Source organism: Pseudomonas sp. 008, assembly GCF_016861935.1.
Taxonomy (GTDB): domain Bacteria; phylum Pseudomonadota; class Gammaproteobacteria; order Pseudomonadales; family Pseudomonadaceae; genus Aquipseudomonas.
The window spans coordinates 589,385-606,810 of the sequence record NZ_BOMA01000001.1; the positions used below are offsets into that span (position 1 = coordinate 589,385).

Consider the following 17,426-nt stretch of genomic DNA (forward strand, 5'->3'; position numbering starts at 1 on the left):
CAGGCGGATTCATTGGCTGCTATCCCGAGTCACATTAAGCACACCCATCACTTGACTCTGCGGGCCTTTGATTGGTACCGAAACGCAGGAAAATTGGCTGACGCAATCAAGGTAGTGTTCACCTCGATTGATTATAACCGCACGCCTTTCTATTACCGCCGTGCCGACGCCATTAGTGCCGCATAGCGACTCGCTCCATCTGCAGCCGGGTTTTAAATCACAAAAACCTTGTTTTATAAAAAGTTCGGTCTGACCTTCGATAGCCAGAATGTTGGCTTCGGCATCAGCGAGAATTATTAAGCCTCCCCTCCCCTGCTGATGGATCAAATAATTCAGCTCGGGGGCAACGGCCTCGATCAACAAGTTATTATTTTCCATCAACTGTTGAAAATCGAGATTCTGATGTGAACCAACAATCGCGCTTTCTAGACAATTTAACCCATAACTCACACAACGACGCCATGACGTTTCTATTTCTTGACGCAAAATGCCTTGGGGTAAAATGGCCATCATCCAGCAATTTAAAACGTAACTGTCGTGCTTATTTTAGTGGATCGGGAGCCGTTGCCATTTGAATTATTTGTGCCCTGGTTCACTCCAACTACACCCGCACCCTGCTGTGAGGGCGAGTGACAGATTCGCATGTTCAGGATAACTACATCCATGCACTCCCTCGCCCATAACAACGGTGCACGTATATAAGCATCAACCTGCCCCCTTCATCTCAATCCTGTCCGAATAGGTTTCCTTGACCTGCCAACGAAACGCCTAGTTGAACTTACCGCCATACATTAGGCTAGCTTGACAAGCAATATAATCAGTGTGGAAGAAGGTGGCTTGCCTGCGCATGACAGAGTCTTTGACATCTAATGCCATTCGACTCTGATGCGGAAGGTACGAGCCCAAAGCACCTGAAAGCTGCCCAAGCGGCTTGATTTTCGCGACGGCAGCTTTCCATTCGCTGCTCCACTGACCACTCGTAAGCGTCCGACCAACTCAGCTTGCATGGTTAGACGGACGCCCACTTATGCGGCTGCAATTCCGCACCCTCGCTCGCCCGCAGCCTCGGCAGGCGCGTGAGTAGGTCCCCCTGGATAGGCATACGGGTCATGGCCGTTATGCCGCGTCAATTGGATCAGGCTCATAATCGCCGCTGCACGCTTTCCGCAGTCCTGCTGTCTGGGCGGAAACACTTCGGCAACGACCTCGAGCCCACAGATCGATTCGCATCGATCAGCCTTTCGGTGACCGCGAAGCGAAAAGCCCGGCTCAACCATGCCCTGTTGTTACGCGAGGGGACCACAGCCATGCACGGTTTGAGCCGACGCATATGGTCGTGGGCAGAGGCTCCAGGTACGGCGGGCTATTCCTTTCTTCGGGTCCTTGTTCGATTAACCTGAGCAGTCCTTCTAGGCCTGGTTGAACCTCGGTGGGGCAAAAGTGGGGCAAAATTCTCAGACGTCTGAATTAGGCAAGGGGTAGGACGTGGCAAAACTGACAGCGAAGCAACTGGAGGCGCTTACCTCGGCAGATGACGGTCCTCCAGCATCGGAATGCCGTCGATGCGAATAGTCAAATGCGCTCTCGCAGCTTTTACCTCGCCCTGCTCCAGCAGATCGAGCCGATCAGATCAGTCCTGCTCGGCATGAACGTGCCTGCCGCACATGCACATGCACATGCACATGCACATGCACATGCACATGCGGCGATAATGACAGCGTTCGAGTTTGGGTATGGTACCGTTAAATCTGTGGATCAGTACCTCTTGGCGTTAACGCAGGACGATTTAGTTTGTGGGGCCCTCTGGGCCCCGTCTTGTTGCTGAAAAACTCGGGCAAGTCGCGCTCGACGGGCATGTAATACAGGCTAGAACTTGAACCACCCCAGTAGCCCCTTCAGTTGCCCAGAAATGTCCGTCAGACGATTCGAGCCGGTATGCGCCGAGCGCGCAAACTCTTCAACCAACTGAGCATCGGCATGAATCTGCGCGATATGCCGATTGATGTCTTCGGCTACCTGATGCTGTTCTTCTGCTGCCGTGGCGATCTGAGTATTCTGGTCGCGGATCGAGTCCACCGAGCTACGAATTTTGTCGAAACTGACGCGAGCCTGCTGGATACATTCAACACTGGTTTGGGACACCTGGAGACTCTTCTGCATCTGCTGAGTCACTTCCTGCGTTCGTCGCGCCAGGTTGCCGAGCAAGCTGTCGATCTCGCCGGTTGAGTCGGCAGTGCGTCGTGCCAGAGCCCGTACTTCGTCGGCCACTACCGCAAATCCGCGGCCCTGATCGCCGGCGCGCGCCGCTTCAATCGCAGCATTGAGGGCCAACAGGTTGGTCTGTTCCGCGATCGAGCGAATGGTATCGAGAATGGTGTTGATGTTCTTGCTGTCCTGCTCGAGCATCTGCATGGTTCGCGCCGACTGCTGCAGGTCATCGCTCAATTTGAGGACGCTGCCCGTGGCTTCGCCGATGTGCTGTTGCCCGTCGTGCACCTCGCGATAACCGACGTCCGCGCTGGAAGCCGCTTGACTGCAAGAGCGCGCCACTTCGTTGGAGGTCGCGACCATCTCGTTGAACGCAGTGCTCACCAACTCAACCGCTTCGCGCTGGCGCACGGCGGCGTTGTTCATGCTGCTGGCCACTTGGCTGGTGTCCGCAGCGACCTGTTGCAGATCCGAACAAGCGCTGCCGATGCGCCGCATCAGTTGCGCAATCATGCCGAGGAACTGGTTGAACCAACCCGCCAACGTCGCCGTTTCGTCCTTGCCCCGCACTTCCAGTTCACGGGTTAGGTCGCCCTCCCCCTCGGCGATTTCCTGCAAGCCATCGGCAACGCCGCGAATCGGTCTAACGATCACGCCCGCGAAGCTCGCGCCGACAATGGCGAAGATGACGGCCAACACGGCGGCAATCAGTGCGATCAACCCTGTGAGACTGGTGGCCTGAGCCATGACTTCGTCGCGTTTGATGAGCCCGATAAAGCGCCAGCCCAGGCTTTCGGAACTGACCACATTGACCATGTACGGCACGCCATCGATCTCGATCTGAGTCACGCCATCACCACTCTTTGCCAGCTCGGTATAGCCGGGGCCCAGATCGGCCAGAGGCTTGAAACTGTTTTTGGCATTGGCGGGATCGACCAGAACGTTGCCGTTGGCTTCGACCATCATCAGGTACCCGCTGTCGCCCAGCTTGATGGTTTTAACCAGTTCAGTCAGTTGCTTGAGCGAGACGTCCACGCCGACAACACCCACCGGGTTGCCGTTGGCGTCGGCGAAAGCGCGAACCGTGCTGACCAGCACCATGTCATCAGGTGCCCAGTAGTACGCGCCCGTGCGCGCGGTTGTGTCAGGCGTGGCCGCCATGGCGGTCTTGTACCAGGGACGCACTCGGGGGTCGTAGCTGGCCATTTTCTGGTCGTCGGGCCAACCGGCAAAGCCGCCGTCGTTGAGCCCCAGGGAAATGGATGCGGTGGTCGGATGGGTCTCGGCAAACCGATCGAAAATAGCCTGGAGCCGCTGATCGGCTTCTGTCACAGGTGTTTGCTCAGCATTGGCAGCGGTATAGTTTTTCAACCCCTTGACGGTCGCGATCCGAGGATCCCTGGCAAGATATTCGACGTTTTGGCGGATGCTGTCGAAGAACTGCTTCATACCGTTATCGATCTGGCGAATTTCACGCCCGCTGCTATCCAGGAAATTGGCTTGTGCTGCGCTGCGCAAGTTCAATACGACGAGCACCGCGACCAGAATCACCGGAAGGCAGGCAATGGCGGCAAATACCCACGTCAGCTTCTGTTTGATGTTCATCACCTCTCCAGCGCGTATTTATATTTATTTAGGGCGAGCCGATGGAATGGATACACCGACTGAAATCAGAACAGCGCCCACGACGACGGCCACGAAATCTGCCGGGGCAGCGTCCGTAGATAAAAAATCGGTTTTATTTTCCTGACCGGCAGGTTCTCGCCCGTGACTCCGACGGAGATGGGCGAGAAGGTTCATGCACGACCAATCAGCTCAGAAACGCCCTGGAGCAAAGGGTGCCGGATCGACCACAGGCGTCTCGCCCATCATCAATTCTGCGAGTAGTCGACCGCTGACCGGGCCTAGCGTAAATCCTTGATGGGCATGGCCGAAATTGAACCAGAGGCCTTTATGCAAGGGCGCCGCGCCGATCACCGGCTTCATGTCTACCGTGCACGGTCGGGCGCCGCTCCAGGGTGTGCGCTCGACCTGGGGGCCTAACGCCAATACCTGCCGTGCAGCCCGTTCGGCCTTGCCCAACTGCACCGGTGTTGGCGGCGCGCTCAGGCTGGCGAATTCCGCCCCCGTCGACAGGCGGACACCGCGCTTCATCGGCGCCAACATGTAGCCCTGCTCGGTATCCAGAACCGGGCGGTTCAATGTCGCGCCATCGGCAAAGTGAGCGTGGTAACCGCGCTTGACGAACAACGGAAGGCGGTAGCCCAGCTCGCCAAGCAGCTCGTGAGCCCAAGGCCCCAGCGCCACGACCACCTGCGCCGCGCCGACCGGTCCGGAATCGGTGTCGACGCTCCAGCCGGCTCCCGACTGACGCAACGATCGCGCATCGCCGCGTAAACTCTCTCCCCCTTCACGCACGAACAGCTCGGCATAACGCTGCACCAGCTCGCCCGGCTCAGTGCACGTCCAGGGTTGCAGCCAATGAATTCCCCCCACCAATGCATCGCTCAGCGCTGGTTCCGCCAGTCGGAGCGCGGCACCGTCCAGAGGCTCGGACAACACGCCGTGTGCGCTCACGCGTACCGCACGTTCCACCGCCTCATCGAATTGCAGCGGGCTACGAAAAGCCTGAATCCAGCCTTTGCGCACAATCAGGTTTTGCGAACCGCTTTGCTCGATCAACTCCGAGTGCTCGCTGATCGAATGCTCGATCAGCGTGCGGAACGCATCGGCAATCGCCTGGTAATGCCTGGGCGCTGAATTGGCCCAATACCTGACCAGGGCAGGCACGTATTCAGGCATCGCGCGCAGATGGTAATTGACGCCGATGTCGCGCTTGGTTGCCACGTTTATCAGGCTGGCAAGATCCCTCGGGAACGCATAAGGCTCAATAGCCTCACGCTGAATGATGCCAGCGTTGCCGAACGACGTTTCACGCCCCGGCAAACCTTTGTCCACCAGCGTCACCGCGCAGCCACGGCGTTGCAAATGCAACGCCGTGCATACGCCGACAATGCCGGCCCCCAGTACCACCACTTGTTTTTCGTTCACGCTGCCTCCGAATCAAGCACGCTGTTGCGCGATGACGCTGATCTCGACCAACGCATCGACTACCAGCCCGGCGCAGACCGTCGCGCGCACGGGCAGGTTGGTCGTGAAGAACGATGCGTAAGCCCGATTGAATTCGGCGAAGTTACTCCGCTCGGTCAAGTACACGGTAACGCTGACAACATCGTCCAGCGATAGCGATTCGACTTCCAGCGTCTGGGCAATTCGGGTCAAGGTCAAACGCGTTTGCGCTTCAATACCTTCAGGAAAGCTACCGTCCTCGGCAAACGGCAACTCGCCGGACAAAAAAACCAGGCCTTGGCTGTGGCGGACTTTGGAAAAGGGCAGATTGCTAACGGTCATGGCAGTTCTCTTCTTGGATATTTCATAAAGACGCCCATCAACGAGCGCCGGTGGTGAATCATCGACTCGGCACTAGTGTTTTTTACGGTAGGCCATTGAGTCATCGATGCGTTTGAGGATGTAGTCGCCTGCCGCCACTGGCTCATACAGGCTCTGCGCCCGGTCGATGCCCAGATCGCAGGGATCAACGCTGGCGCTGTAAGTCGGGTCGTAGAACGTTGCGATGGAATAGCGCTCATGGCCCGAAGCGTTGATCACCCGGTGCAGGGTCGACCGGAAACGATTGTTGGACCAATGCGCCAACAGGTCGCCGACATTCACCACCAGGCTGCCCGGGATTGGCGTGGCATCGATCCAGCGATCGGTGCCCAACTCGCGCACTTGCAGACCACCGCTGTTGTCCTGATAAAGCAACGTTATGCAGCCGTAATCGGTATGCGGCGCTACCCCAAACTGATCCGCCTCGGCGTGTGCCGGTTGCGGCGGGTAGTAAACCATCTGCGTGCGCTGCAGGGGCTTGGTGTACTTGTCGGTGAAAAAGTCTTCTTCGATTCCCAACCCGACAGCGACGGCCTTCAACAGATCCGCTCCGGCTTTGGCGATCTCCGAATAGTAGTCACTCAGCGCATCGCGCAACTGCGGCATGAAGGCTGGCCACTGATTCGGCCCACGCAGCGCCTCGCCGGCGAGCACGCAGGGATCATCCTCGCCCAGCTCCAGACCGATGCTGAAAAACTCCTTGTGATCAGGTTTGGTCGCGTCATACATCGTCACCCCGCCCAGCGCATGCCAACCCCGGTGCCGGTTGTTCACAGCCACCTGGCGTTTGACCTCTGCCGGATAGGCAAAAAGCTGCCCGGCCGCGTTCATGGCGGTGTCGATGACTGTTTGGGGGACGCCGTGATTGATGATGTAGAAGAAGCCGGTTTCGCTGCAGGCTTTGCGAATGGCATCCCCGGCGCGACGAATGCTGGCCGGGTCACCCTCGCGGACGCCGGACATATCGATCAGAGGAAGACGGTTGCTTGAGGTCATGTTCACTCCTTGTACGCGCAGGGCTACCAGGGCGGGATGACAGTTTCGCCTAGAAACAATCATCATGTATATACAGGTTAAAGCATTTACCGTGCCGCCCATTCAAGCGCTGCCCGGCAGGCCCCGAACCAAAGGGGTTTCACTTCCGTCGGGGGAAAAAATCATTCGAACAAAACTGTTACCCATTGGTTTCGTTTCGCCCCATCGGGGTGCGGCGGGAGCGATCATGGTGCAACGAACGGTGACAGGGCATCTCACAACGGAACATTTTTACGGAGTCCTTTATCGAACAAACACGCTCTGGGGGGGGGGGGATGACGAGCCACGGAGGAATTCTGGCCTGCATTTTGCCTTGCTTGTATAGTCAGGCTCATACAGCCTGACAGCCTCAGGATTTTGCCCATGACTGATCGGCGTACCCCGAGGCTGCAAACCACAACCGGACGAGTTTGCCGAAACGCCATTGCGGCGAGCCCCCACTCTTTCCAGGCCGATGGGAAATGTCATGCGCCGCTATTATTCAGGCCCGGATTATCGTCGAGCACGGAGCATTGCCGAGTTGGCAGTGATGGCCCGTCGACGCTTGCCGCACTTTGCCTGGGAATACCTGGAGGGCGGTGCCGAGGACGAGCTGACCTTGGGTCGGAACCGGCAAGGATTCGCTGACATTGCCCTGCTGCCAAGGACGCTGGTGCCGTGTTCCGTGACGCATACCCAGCGCTCGCTGTTTGGCCGAACCTTGCCGCTGCCCATCGCCATCGGTCCCACTGGTTACAACGCCATGCTCTATCGCGATGCCGATATTCATCTGGCCCGGGCAGCGACCGAGCTCGGCCTGCCTTTCACCCTGAGTACTGTTTCCACCCACTCAATGGAGCAAATAGTCGAGGCGGTGCCGGAGGTGAATCTCTGGTTCCAGCTGTATTGCCTGCGCGCCCCCAAGGTTCGGCAAGACCTGTTGCAACGCGCCAGCGCCGTGGGCTGTACCACGCTGTTGTTGACCTGCGATGCCGTGCTGCTCGGCAATCGGGAGTGGGATAAACGCAACTTTGTCCGCCCCCGACAACTGAGCCTGCGCAACAAGTTTGACGTGCTGGCTCACCCACGCTGGATGGCTCAGACGCTGTGGCCCCAAGGCCTGCCGAACCTGGGCAACCTCGAACGTTACCTCCCCCGCGAGCAACGCAACCTCGAAGGTGCCGCCCATTTCATCGGCAGTCAGATGGACACAGGGTTCGACTGGGACGCCCTCGCCCGACTGCGTGACCGCTGGCCACAACGGCTGGTGCTCAAAGGCGTGTTGCACCCGGCCGATGCCGAAACAGCTATCGCCCTGGGCCTTGATGGTTTGGTGGTGAGCAACCATGGCGGCCGGCAACTCGACGGCGTTCCCGCCAGCATCGATTGCCTGCCGGCGATTGCCGCGGCTGCCAAAGGCAAGCTGACCTTGCTGCTGGACAGCGGCGTGCGCCGAGGCACCGACATTCTCAAAGCCTGCGCCCTCGGTGCGGATGCCGTTTTGCTCGGGCGCGCGACGTTGTACGGAGTGGCCGTCGGCGGAAAAGCAGGTGCGCGTCATGCCCTCGATCTGCTCGCGCAAGAACTGCGTCTGGCCCTGTCACTGCTCGGCACGCCGGACCTGAACCAGCTCGACCGAAGCCCACTGTGCGCGTCGCCCTCCACTTCCTTCACCGTGAGTTAAACCTATGAACGATCTGCAACAGACCCTCGAACAGCTGCGCCACGCGCTGGGTGAAATCGCGGTGGTGACCGGTGCCGATATCAGTCAACGCCATTACAGCGACTGGACCGGCCACGCACCGGCGTGCCCTGCCGCGCTGTTGCTGCCGCGCACGACGGAGCAGGTGGCGAGCGTCTTGCGCATCTGCAATGACGCCGGGCAATCGGTGGTGCCCCAGGGCGGAATGACAGGACTGGCGGGGGGCGGAGTGCCGGGCGAGACGGACATTGCCCTGTCCCTTGAGCGCCTGCGCGGCATCGAAGAAATCGATCCGGCGGCGGCGACCATCACCGTGTGGGCCGGCACCACGCTGGAGGAGATTCAGCGCGCGGCGCTCGAGGCCGGCTTCGTGTTCCCGCTGGATCTTGGTGCCCGTGGCTCTTGCCAGATCGGCGGCAACATCGCCACCAATGCCGGCGGCAACGCCGTGGTTCGCTACGGCATGACCCGTGATCTGGTCCTCGGACTGGAGGTGGTCCTGGCCGATGGCCGGGTACTCAACCTGCTTAACAAGATGATCAAGAACAACTGCGGCTATGACCTGAAACAATGCTTCATCGGCAGCGAAGGCACCCTTGGAATCATTACCCGCGCCGTCCTGAAACTGGCCCCCCGGCCCGGCGAAACCACCACCCTGCTCTGCGCCCTGCCCGATTACGCCAGCGCGGTCAGCCTGCTGCGCCGAGTACAGCGCGGCGTCGGCGCGCCGCAGGCCTATGAGCTGATGTGGCAAGACTTCTTCAAGCTGGGCGTGTCCTGGCTCGAAAACCCAACGGCCCCGCTGCCACTGACTTATCCGCTGTACGTCCTGCTCGAATGCGCCAGCCCTCGGGAGCTGCTCGAGCAGACCCTGGAAGAGGCGTTCGCCGCAGGTGAAGTGGTCGATGCCGTGATGGCCAGCTCGCAGACCCAAGCCCGGACACTGTGGAAGATCCGTGAAGCGACCGGCGAATTTCCCCTGCGCATGACCCCGTTGAACTTCGACGTCAGCCTGCCCATCGGCCTGATCGGCGACTTCGCCGAACGCTGTCGCGAGCGACTGGAGCAACGCTGGCCCGGCAACCACAGCGTGTACTTCGGCCACATCGGCGACAGCAACCTGCACCTGACCGTCGACTGTGCGTCCTTGCCCACCCCCGCGCCCATTCTTGAAGTCGAGGAACTCGTCTATGGCGCAGTCGGCGAACTGGGCGGCTCGATCTCCGCAGAACACGGCATCGGTCTGCTCAAGCGCGACTTCCTCCATCAATCGGTCAGCTTCGAGGCTCGCCAGACGATGCAACAACTCAAGGACTGCTTCGACCCCAAGGGCATCCTCAACCCCGGAAAGATCCTCGGTTGAGCTCACATTCAAGCTGTAAGTACCGCAACGCCAGAGCCACCACACACCACAACCTCGCTGCACCTGATGAAGGAGTTACACCATGAAATCCGGTTCTTTTTTCAGTAAAAAACTCAACGCCCTGTGTATCGCCCTGGCGATGACGGGGACCTGTATGACGGTCCAGGCCGATCAACTCGCCGACGTAAAAAAATCCGGAGAGCTGATCGTGGGCACCGAGCTGCAATTCGCACCGTTCGACTTTACTGAAAACGGCAAACAGAAAGGCCTGAACGCCGAGCTGTTCGAGCAACTGGGCAAAGAGTTGGGTGTCAAGATCAAATTCATGGACCTGCCATGGCCCAGCGTCTTGCCGGGGCTTGAAGCCAAAAAATTCGACATCGTCGCCGGACCGATCATCGTCACCAAAGCACGCAAGGACCGTTACCACTTCACGCTACCGATCGCCGAGGCAACCGTCGCCTTGCTGGTCAGCGCCAAGGACAGCCCGATCACCAGGCCTGAAGACATCGCGGGCAAAGTCGTGGGCGCCGGCAAGGGCTCGGCGCAACTCGAAGAGCTGAAAAACTTTGCCGTCACCCTGCCGAAAAAAGTTGAAGTTCGTGAGTACGTCGACAACAACCAGGCCTATGCCGAGCTGGGCACCAAACGCATCGTTGCGGTCGCCAACTCCCTGCCGAACATCGCCTACGTCGCTGCGCAGCACCCGGACAAATACAAAGTGGTGCTGCCTCCATTTGGCAACAAAGCCTACTTCGCCTACTTGGGACGCAAGAGTGATGACGCCAGCAGCCTGATCGCCGCCCTCGATGCTGCTCTCCTGAAAATGCACGAAGACGGCCGTCTCTCCGCGCTGCAAAAGAAATGGCTGGGCTCCGAGATGGACATCCCCAAAGCTGATTTCACCCCTGCCTGGTAAACCGGGTTTGCGACTTGGTTGAACGGGATGCCGGCTCAGCCGAGCCGGCGATTTATCCATCAGGAGGCACGACGATGTTTGATTGGCCTTTACTGCTGCAAAACCTTCCATTGCTACTGGACGGCTTGCTGGTGACCCTCGAGATTTCCACCGCAGGACTGGCCTTTGGCTTTGTCATCGGCGTTGTCATCGGGAGCCTGCGCCTGTCGCCCATACCGATATTCAGACGCCTGGGGGGCGCCTACATATTTGTGTTCCGCGGCATTCCGCTGCTGGTGCAATTGCTGTTCATTTATTACTTCCTGCCGCGTATCGGCTTGCCCAACGTTACCCCCATAGTGGCGGCGGTCATCGGCCTGTCTCTCGCGGCCGGCGCCTACATCGCCGAAATCCTGCGCGGCGGCTTTCTCGCCATTCCTGGCGGTCAACTGGAAGCCGCCGGTTTGCTGGGGATGAGCTCCGGGCAAATGCTTGTGCGCATTCGTGTCCCGCAAGCCGTGCGCCTGACCCTGCCGGCACTGGTCAACGAAATGATCCTGCTGATCAAGGCGTCGTCGCTGGTGTCGGTGGTGGGCCTGGCCGACCTGACTCGCACGGCGCAGAACATCGCGGCCAGTGACTACATGTTCGTTCAGGACTACCTGATGCTGGCCGGCTTCTACTGCCTGATCAACATCCCATTGGCGTACTTCGGCGGCGTGCTGGAACGTCATTTGAAGGAGCGCAGCGCATGATTTTTGATCCTTCGATCATTACCGACCACCTCGGCGACATCGGACAAGGCTTCATGGTCACGCTCGGCACATGGTCCGCGGGCGTTGCGCTTGGCCTGGCATTGGGCCTGTTGATCGCCGTCGCCCAACTGTTCGGCAACAATCTGGTGCGCGCACCGTTACGCGCATTCATCGAGATCATTCGAAGCACACCGTTTCTGGTCCAGTTGTTCCTGGTGTACTACGGCGGCCCGTCTTTCGGGCTGAATCTGGACCCGATCCCGGCCGGCATTCTTGGCCTGGGCATCTATGGCAGCGTGTATTTCGCGGAGATTTTCCGCACCGGTTTTGAATCCGTTGCCCGCGGGCAACTCGAAGCCGCCGACTGCCTGGGCATCAGCCGCGTGCACTGCATCATGCGCATTCAGGTCCCGCAAATGCTGGTGATCATCCTGCCGGCGCTGGTCAACATGGTCACGATCATGTGCAAGGAAACGGCCGCACTGTCGATCATCACCATCCCCGAAATGACCATGGTCCTGACCGGCATCGGTTCGCAGACCTTCACGTTCGTCGAAACCCTATTGGTGCTGTGCATCGGCTACCTGTTGCTGGTGGAAGCCTGTTCACGGCTGGGCATGTTGCTGGAAGCGCGTGTCGGCCGATTCATGCAGAAGCAGCCGCGATGAGCCCTTCCCAATCTACCTCCGTGGAACGATGCGGGAAATCCGCGCCGTCGACAACAACAGCCCCACCCCATGCATCCGAATTGAAAAAACCAGGTGAAGCGATGAAGACGTCCAAATCACTCTCCGGCAATAGCGAGCCAATGCTGAAACTGCGCAACGTCGGCAAAAGCTTCGGCACCCTGCGCGTGCTCAAGGGTATCGACTTGCAGGTCCGTCATTCTGAAGTGGTCTGCCTGATCGGCCCCTCCGGCTCAGGTAAAAGCACCCTGCTGCGCAGCATGGCGTTTCTTGAGGAATACGACGAGGGCGAGATTTACGTCGAAGGCCAATTGCTTGGTTGGGCGCCGGATAACGGCAAGGGCCGCAAACGTGCGGCGCAGTCGCAGATCAATCTGGTACGGCGTAATGTCGGCATGGTTTTTCAGCAGTTCAACTTGTGGCCGCACATGACTGCCTTGGGCAATGTCAGTGAAGCGTTGCTGCGCGTGCGCAAGCTGTCTGCCGATGACGCCCGCCAGCGAGCCTTATCGATGCTGGATAAAGTTGGGTTGGCCCATAAAGCCTCGGCCTATCCGGCACAGCTGTCCGGTGGCCAACAGCAGCGCGTGGCGATTGCCCGGGCGCTGGCCATGGAGCCGCACATCATGCTGTTCGATGAACCCACTTCGGCCCTCGATCCGGAACTGGTCGGCGAGGTCCTGCAGGTCATGAAGACCCTTGCCAAAGAAGGCATGACTATGGTCGTGGTGACCCACGAAATGGGCTTCGCCGCCCAGGTCGCCGACTCGGTGGTGTTCCTCGATCAAGGCCAGGTGGTTGCCCATGGCAGCCCGCACGAAATCTTTCACAACGCCGAACAGCCGCGTCTGCAGCAATTCCTGCAGAACTATCTGGATCGCAATGCCTTCTGGCAAGACACCAAAGAGGTTAGCCCTGTATGAATGCCAACGACCTGAACCTGCTCGCCCGCGCCGAAGTGCGTGAACTGACCAGTTACAACGCAGGCCTCGCTTCGGACGCGGTGCGCAAGCGCTTCGGCCTGACCCGCGTAGCCAAACTGGGCAGCAACGAAAACCCGATGGGAACGGCACCCGCCGTTAGCGCCGCAACGGCCCAAGCCTGCAGCGAAATTGCGCTGTATCCCGATGCCGGTTGCCAGGCATTACGCACCGCACTGTCGGAAAAACTCGACGTACCGGAAGATCAACTGGTGTTCGGCAATGGCTCGGAAGATTTGCTGAGCGTCATCAGCCGAGTGTTTTTGGACCACGACGACGAAGTCGTTACCGTGGTGCCGTCCTTCGGTTTGCACTTTATCTACCCAATGGCCGCCGGTGCCCGGGTAGTCGGTGTTCCCATGACCGACAAAGGCACCTTCGACGTTGCGGCAATGGTCGCCGCACTCACGCCCCACACGCATGTACTGATGTTTTCCTGCCCGTCCAATCCGGTCGGCTGCACCTTGAGCGCCGACGAGTTGCAGCAGCTGCTCGATGCATTGCCCCCGAAGTGCTTAGTGGTGTTTGATGAAGCCTATTACGAATACGCGCAATGGGAGGCCGAGTATCCGGATTGCCTCGGTTTGATTCAAGCCAGCGGCAAACCGTTTATCCTCCTGCGGACCTTCTCCAAGGCTTATTCCCTGGCGGGTTTGCGTATCGGCTACGGGATCGTCAGCGATCCGCTGCTGGCCGATCTGATCAACCGTCTGCGCACGCCTTTCAACGTCAACCGCGTGGCTCAAGCTGCGGCAATAGCGGCGCTGGCCGACGATGACCATCTGGATGCCTGCCTGTCCCATGTCGCCAGCGAACGCCGGCGGCTGGAAGTGGCGTTGCAGGAACAAGGCATCACCACCGCCCCGTCCATGGCCAACTTTCTGTTCTTCAGCACCCCTTATCCTGCCGAAGTTATCAACCAGGCATTGCTGCGTGAGGGGGTGATTATCAAGCCGTGGCGCGAAGTCGGATACACTCAGTACTTGCGGGTATCTATCGGAAGCTGTGACGATAACGACCTTTTCCTCCAAGCCCTGGCAAGCGTCCTTGCCGCACAAGAGACACGGACCGACTAATGATCAAAAATGCACCACAAGCGCTCTACCGCCGCGCGAAGGATTTTGTGCAAGACCAACTTCGCGCGGGCGTTTGGAAACCTGGCGACCTGATTTCCTCAGAGAACCAATTGGTGCAAGAACTGGGCATCTCGCGCATGACCGTCAACCGGGCCTTGCGCGAGCTGACCGAAGAAGGTCATTTGGTGCGGATTTCAGGCGTAGGCACGTTCGTGGCTGAAAGCAAGCCGCAATCGAATCTGCTGCGCATCACCAACATAGCGGACGAAATCCTCGCCCGGGGCCACAGTTACACCTGTCGCGTCCTGCACCTGGGGCGCGAGTCGGCCTCGATGCCGGTGGCTTCCGCCCTGGGGCTGACCACCGGTTCTTCGGTTTTTCACTTGGTCTGTGTGCACAGCGAAGAAGGCGTGCCAGTGCAGCTCGAGGATCGTTACGTCAATCCCGAGCTAGTGCCGGAGTTTTTGAAGCAAGAATTTGGCGAGCACCTGCAGCCGGCCAGATACCTGTTGCAGGTCGTCAAACCTGATGAAATGGAACATATCGTCGAAGCCTGTCATCCCAGCAACGATGAAAGCAAACACATGCAAATTGATGCCAATGAACCCTGTCTGGTGCTGATACGCCGGACGTGGAGCCAGAGCAAAATCGTCACGTATGTGCGGCTGGTCCATCCCTCATCACGCTATCGACTGGGCAGTCGCTTGCCGGTGAATGGGGCGCACAGGGACAGTTGACTGTCCGGTAACCCTCTTGTGGCAGAAGCTCTAATCAGCCTTACTCCCGGCGCTCCTCCGCGCTTTTAAAACCTCCTAAAACAGTCGACCAGATAGATGGCTGACTGATTGCCTATGCCTGTCTGTACAAGTATGTATTTGCGCGCTAAAGTCGACCGTGCGTCTCGACACGTTTATCCGCGAATTGTGTTCTGTGCGCTTGCTCCCATAGCGACACATGAACTTCATAACTGTACTCGTGCGCCACAAGCGCTCCTGTTGGTCCTTAGGAATAAAAACAATGAAAAAATCTATTTTGACCCTCTCAGTATTGGCTTTATGTGTGGCGGCTGGCTCTGCCCTCGCCAAGGAGTACAAGGAGTTGCGCTTTGGTGTGGACCCCTCTTATGCACCTTTCGAATCCAAGGCCGCCGACGGCAGCCTCGTGGGCTTTGATATCGACCTGGGCAACGCGATTTGCGCTGAATTGAAGGTCAAGTGCAAATGGGTTGAAAGCGATTTCGACGGCATGATCCCCGGCCTCAAAGCCAACAAGTTCGACGGCGTGATTTCTGCCATGACCGTGACCTCGTCGCGGGAAAAAGTCATCGATTTCTCCAATGAACTATTTTCGGTTCCCACTTCCTACGTCTTTAAGAAAGGTTCCGGCCTGAGCGAAGACCTCAAGACGCTAGCCGGAAAAACGGTTGGCTATGAGCAAGGCACTACCGAGGAAGCCTACGCCAAAGCAGTGCTGAGCAAGGCCGGGGTGAAAACCCAGGCCTATGCCAACCAGGATCAGGTTTATGCTGACTTAGTCACTGGCCGCCTCGACGCCTCAATCCAGAACATGCTGCAAGCCGAAATGGGTTTCCTGAAATCCCCACAAGGCGCCGACTTTGAAGTCAGCAAGCCTGTTGATCACGAGTTGCTGCCCGCTAAAACAGCTATGGGTCTCCTCAAAGGCAACACCGAGCTCAAAGCCTTGGTGGACAAAGGCATCAAGGCGCTGCACGACGATGGCACTTACGCCACCCTCCAGAAAAAGCACTTCGGTGATCAGAATATCTACAGCGGCAAATAACGACGCTGCGCCCATTTTCGGATGGGCGTTTTCTTGATCGACGAAGGGCTGTCCAATGTTAGAAAACCTATTGCAGATGCTGGGGCTGTCAGGCTTCAGCCTCAAGGGCTTCGGCCCGCTTTTGCTGCAAGGCTCCTGGATGACTGTCAAATTATCCTTCCTGTGCTTGCTGTTGAGCGTGGTCCTGGGCTTGGTTGGCGCCAGTGCCAAGCTTTCGAAATCGGCACTGCTGCGCGTCCCGGCGCAGGCCTACACCACGCTGATTCGTGGGGTGCCGGACCTGGTGTTGATGCTGCTGATCTTCTATAGCCTGCAAACCTGGCTAACCAGCCTGACCGAGGTCATGGGCTGGGAATACATCGAGATCAATCCGTTCAGCGCCGCGGTTATCACGTTAGGCTTCATCTACGGGGCGTATTTCACCGAGACCTTCCGTGGCGCGATCCTCGCCGTACCACGAGGCCAGATGGAAGCGGCCACTGCTTACGGCCTGACTCGTGCCCGGCGTTTCCGCTTCGTGCTGTTCCCGCAGATGATGCGTTTTGCTTTACCCGGTATCGGCAATAACTGGATGGTGATTCTCAAGGCCACCGCGCTGGTCTCGATTATCGGACTGGCCGACTTGGTGAAAGTAGCTCAGGACGCCGGTAAGAGCTCCTATCAACTGTTCTTTTTCCTGGTGCTGGCTGCCTTGATCTATCTGGTCATCACCACCGCATCGAACTACGTCTTGCGCCGGCTGGAAATCGTCTACGCCGCAGGCACTCGGGAGGCCGTGCGATGATCGATCTACTGCAGGAATACTGGAAACCCTTCCTCTATAACGACGGCTATCACATCACCGGATTGGCGATGACACTGTGGCTGCTCAGTGCCTCGCTGTTTTTCGGCTTCTTGATGTCGGTCCCACTGTCGATTGCCAGGGTTTCGACCAACGTATGGGTGCGTTGGCCCGTGCAGTTCTATACCTATCTGTTTCGCGGTACACCTCTGTATATACAGCTGCTGATTTGCTACACCGGCATCTATAGCATCGCAGCGGTGCGCTCCCAGCCTATGCTCGACGCCTTCTTCCGCGATGCATTGAACTGCACCATTCTGGCCTTCGCCCTGAACACTTGCGCCTACACCACGGAGATCTTCGCCGGGGCGATCCGCAACATGAACCACGGTGAAGTCGAAGCAGCTAAGGCCTTTGGACTACGCGGCTGGAAGCTATATGCCTACATCATCATGCCGTCTGCACTGCGCCGCTCGCTGCCCAACTACAGCAACGAAGTGATACTGATGCTGCACTCGACCACCGTAGCGTTCACCGCCACTGTGCCGGACATCCTCAAGGTCGCAAGGGACGCCAACTCGGCCACGTTCCTGACCTTCCAGTCATTCGGTATCGCCGCAGTGATTTACCTCGCAGTCACTTTCTCTCTGGTCGGCCTGTTCCGTCTGGCTGAACGCCGTTGGCTGTCTTTCCTTGGCCCGGCTCATTAATTC

General features: G+C 58.4%; 16 protein-coding genes and 3 pseudogenes. 12 read left to right on the forward strand and 7 right to left on the reverse strand.

What is annotated here, in order from left to right; all coding sequences use genetic code 11:
- Positions 1 to 9 precede the first annotated feature (9 nt).
- Positions 10 to 513 (reverse strand): GAF domain-containing protein, encoded by a 504-nt coding sequence (locus JUI81_RS02510; RefSeq protein WP_204123627.1) that lies wholly within the window; start codon positions 511 to 513, stop codon positions 10 to 12.
- 496 nt (positions 514 to 1,009) lie between these two features.
- Positions 1,010 to 1,166, reverse strand: a pseudogene (locus JUI81_RS31740) (transposase domain-containing protein); the annotation flags it as partial.
- A gap of 476 nt (positions 1,167 to 1,642) precedes the next feature.
- Here JUI81_RS31740 and JUI81_RS32110 point away from each other — a divergent pair.
- Positions 1,643 to 1,825 (forward strand): annotated as a pseudogene (locus tag JUI81_RS32110) (hypothetical protein); the annotation flags it as partial.
- A gap of 41 nt (positions 1,826 to 1,866) precedes the next feature.
- Here the strand turns inward: JUI81_RS32110 and JUI81_RS32115 are convergent.
- The 5 genes and pseudogenes from JUI81_RS32115 to JUI81_RS02530 form a co-directional block, all read right to left on the reverse strand.
- On the reverse strand, positions 1,867 to 2,721 hold the full coding sequence (locus tag JUI81_RS32115) for a methyl-accepting chemotaxis protein (RefSeq protein ID WP_374707258.1): 855 nt from the start codon (positions 2,719 to 2,721) through the stop codon (positions 1,867 to 1,869).
- A gap of 6 nt (positions 2,722 to 2,727) precedes the next feature.
- Positions 2,728 to 3,813: pseudogene (locus tag JUI81_RS32120) on the reverse strand (cache domain-containing protein); the annotation flags it as partial.
- A 210-nt stretch (positions 3,814 to 4,023) separates the two neighbouring features.
- The gene (locus JUI81_RS02520) at positions 4,024 to 5,259 is read right to left on the reverse strand and encodes an FAD-binding oxidoreductase (protein WP_204123629.1); all 1,236 of its coding nucleotides are present in this window, start codon (positions 5,257 to 5,259) and stop codon (positions 4,024 to 4,026) included.
- Positions 5,260 to 5,271: 12 nt separating this feature from the next.
- The gene (locus JUI81_RS02525) at positions 5,272 to 5,619 is read right to left on the reverse strand and encodes a RidA family protein (RefSeq protein WP_204123630.1); all 348 of its coding nucleotides are present in this window, start codon (positions 5,617 to 5,619) and stop codon (positions 5,272 to 5,274) included.
- A gap of 72 nt (positions 5,620 to 5,691) precedes the next feature.
- Positions 5,692 to 6,654, reverse strand: coding sequence for an isopenicillin N synthase family oxygenase (locus JUI81_RS02530; RefSeq protein ID WP_204123631.1), 963 nt, complete (start codon positions 6,652 to 6,654; stop codon positions 5,692 to 5,694).
- A gap of 505 nt (positions 6,655 to 7,159) precedes the next feature.
- Here JUI81_RS02530 and JUI81_RS02535 point away from each other — a divergent pair.
- From JUI81_RS02535 to JUI81_RS02585, 11 genes are all read left to right on the forward strand, one after another.
- A complete protein-coding gene (locus JUI81_RS02535; protein WP_204123632.1) occupies positions 7,160 to 8,356 on the forward strand; it encodes an alpha-hydroxy acid oxidase in 1,197 nt (398 codons plus the stop codon).
- 4 nt (positions 8,357 to 8,360) lie between these two features.
- On the forward strand, positions 8,361 to 9,737 hold the full coding sequence (locus JUI81_RS02540; RefSeq protein WP_204123633.1) for an FAD-binding oxidoreductase: 1,377 nt from the start codon (positions 8,361 to 8,363) through the stop codon (positions 9,735 to 9,737).
- A gap of 82 nt (positions 9,738 to 9,819) precedes the next feature.
- Entirely contained in the window at positions 9,820 to 10,656 is an 837-nt protein-coding gene (locus JUI81_RS02545) for a transporter substrate-binding domain-containing protein (protein ID WP_204123634.1), read from the forward strand.
- A gap of 74 nt (positions 10,657 to 10,730) precedes the next feature.
- The gene (locus JUI81_RS02550) at positions 10,731 to 11,390 is read left to right on the forward strand and encodes an amino acid ABC transporter permease (protein WP_204123635.1); all 660 of its coding nucleotides are present in this window, start codon (positions 10,731 to 10,733) and stop codon (positions 11,388 to 11,390) included.
- Complete coding sequence (locus JUI81_RS02555) at positions 11,387 to 12,058, forward strand: amino acid ABC transporter permease (protein WP_204123636.1); 672 nt, start codon at positions 11,387 to 11,389, stop codon at positions 12,056 to 12,058. Before JUI81_RS02550 ends, JUI81_RS02555 begins: the two co-directional genes overlap by 4 nt.
- A gap of 101 nt (positions 12,059 to 12,159) precedes the next feature.
- Positions 12,160 to 12,999: an amino acid ABC transporter ATP-binding protein gene (locus JUI81_RS02560; RefSeq protein ID WP_275406295.1), complete on the forward strand. Its 840-nt coding sequence runs from the start codon at positions 12,160 to 12,162 to the stop codon at positions 12,997 to 12,999.
- On the forward strand, positions 12,996 to 14,132 hold the full coding sequence (gene hisC, locus JUI81_RS02565) for a histidinol-phosphate transaminase (RefSeq protein ID WP_204123637.1): 1,137 nt from the start codon (positions 12,996 to 12,998) through the stop codon (positions 14,130 to 14,132). The genes JUI81_RS02560 and hisC overlap by 4 nt, the downstream gene beginning before the upstream one ends.
- On the forward strand, positions 14,132 to 14,869 hold the full coding sequence (gene hutC, locus JUI81_RS02570) for a histidine utilization repressor (protein WP_204123638.1): 738 nt from the start codon (positions 14,132 to 14,134) through the stop codon (positions 14,867 to 14,869). Before hisC ends, hutC begins: the two co-directional genes overlap by 1 nt.
- A 280-nt stretch (positions 14,870 to 15,149) precedes the next feature.
- Complete coding sequence (locus JUI81_RS02575; protein ID WP_204123851.1) at positions 15,150 to 15,932, forward strand: transporter substrate-binding domain-containing protein; 783 nt, start codon at positions 15,150 to 15,152, stop codon at positions 15,930 to 15,932.
- Positions 15,933 to 15,987: 55 nt separating this feature from the next.
- Complete coding sequence (locus JUI81_RS02580) at positions 15,988 to 16,716, forward strand: ABC transporter permease (protein ID WP_204123639.1); 729 nt, start codon at positions 15,988 to 15,990, stop codon at positions 16,714 to 16,716.
- On the forward strand, positions 16,713 to 17,423 hold the full coding sequence (locus JUI81_RS02585; protein ID WP_204123640.1) for an ABC transporter permease: 711 nt from the start codon (positions 16,713 to 16,715) through the stop codon (positions 17,421 to 17,423). Before JUI81_RS02580 ends, JUI81_RS02585 begins: the two co-directional genes overlap by 4 nt.
- Positions 17,424 to 17,426: the final 3 nt, after the last annotated feature.

What these genes read in the sequence shown, in the direction of transcription:
- JUI81_RS02510 (WP_204123627.1), bottom strand. Translation starts at nt 513, where the DNA reads ATGATGGCCATTTTACCCCAAGGCATTTTGCGTCAAGAAATAGAAACG.
- JUI81_RS32115 (WP_374707258.1), bottom strand. Translation starts at nt 2,721, where the DNA reads ATGATTGCGCAACTGATGCGGCGCATCGGCAGCGCTTGTTCGGATCTG.
- JUI81_RS02525 (WP_204123630.1), bottom strand. Translation starts at nt 5,619, where the DNA reads ATGACCGTTAGCAATCTGCCCTTTTCCAAAGTCCGCCACAGCCAAGGC.
- JUI81_RS02530 (WP_204123631.1), bottom strand. Translation starts at nt 6,654, where the DNA reads ATGACCTCAAGCAACCGTCTTCCTCTGATCGATATGTCCGGCGTCCGC.
- JUI81_RS02535 (WP_204123632.1), top strand. Translation starts at nt 7,160, where the DNA reads ATGCGCCGCTATTATTCAGGCCCGGATTATCGTCGAGCACGGAGCATT.
- JUI81_RS02540 (WP_204123633.1), top strand. Translation starts at nt 8,361, where the DNA reads ATGAACGATCTGCAACAGACCCTCGAACAGCTGCGCCACGCGCTGGGT.
- JUI81_RS02545 (WP_204123634.1), top strand. Translation starts at nt 9,820, where the DNA reads ATGAAATCCGGTTCTTTTTTCAGTAAAAAACTCAACGCCCTGTGTATC.
- JUI81_RS02550 (WP_204123635.1), top strand. Translation starts at nt 10,731, where the DNA reads ATGTTTGATTGGCCTTTACTGCTGCAAAACCTTCCATTGCTACTGGAC.
- JUI81_RS02555 (WP_204123636.1), top strand. Translation starts at nt 11,387, where the DNA reads ATGATTTTTGATCCTTCGATCATTACCGACCACCTCGGCGACATCGGA.
- JUI81_RS02560 (WP_275406295.1), top strand. Translation starts at nt 12,160, where the DNA reads ATGAAGACGTCCAAATCACTCTCCGGCAATAGCGAGCCAATGCTGAAA.
- hisC (WP_204123637.1), top strand. Translation starts at nt 12,996, where the DNA reads ATGAATGCCAACGACCTGAACCTGCTCGCCCGCGCCGAAGTGCGTGAA.
- hutC (WP_204123638.1), top strand. Translation starts at nt 14,132, where the DNA reads ATGATCAAAAATGCACCACAAGCGCTCTACCGCCGCGCGAAGGATTTT.
- JUI81_RS02575 (WP_204123851.1), top strand. Translation starts at nt 15,150, where the DNA reads ATGAAAAAATCTATTTTGACCCTCTCAGTATTGGCTTTATGTGTGGCG.
- JUI81_RS02580 (WP_204123639.1), top strand. Translation starts at nt 15,988, where the DNA reads ATGTTAGAAAACCTATTGCAGATGCTGGGGCTGTCAGGCTTCAGCCTC.
- JUI81_RS02585 (WP_204123640.1), top strand. Translation starts at nt 16,713, where the DNA reads ATGATCGATCTACTGCAGGAATACTGGAAACCCTTCCTCTATAACGAC.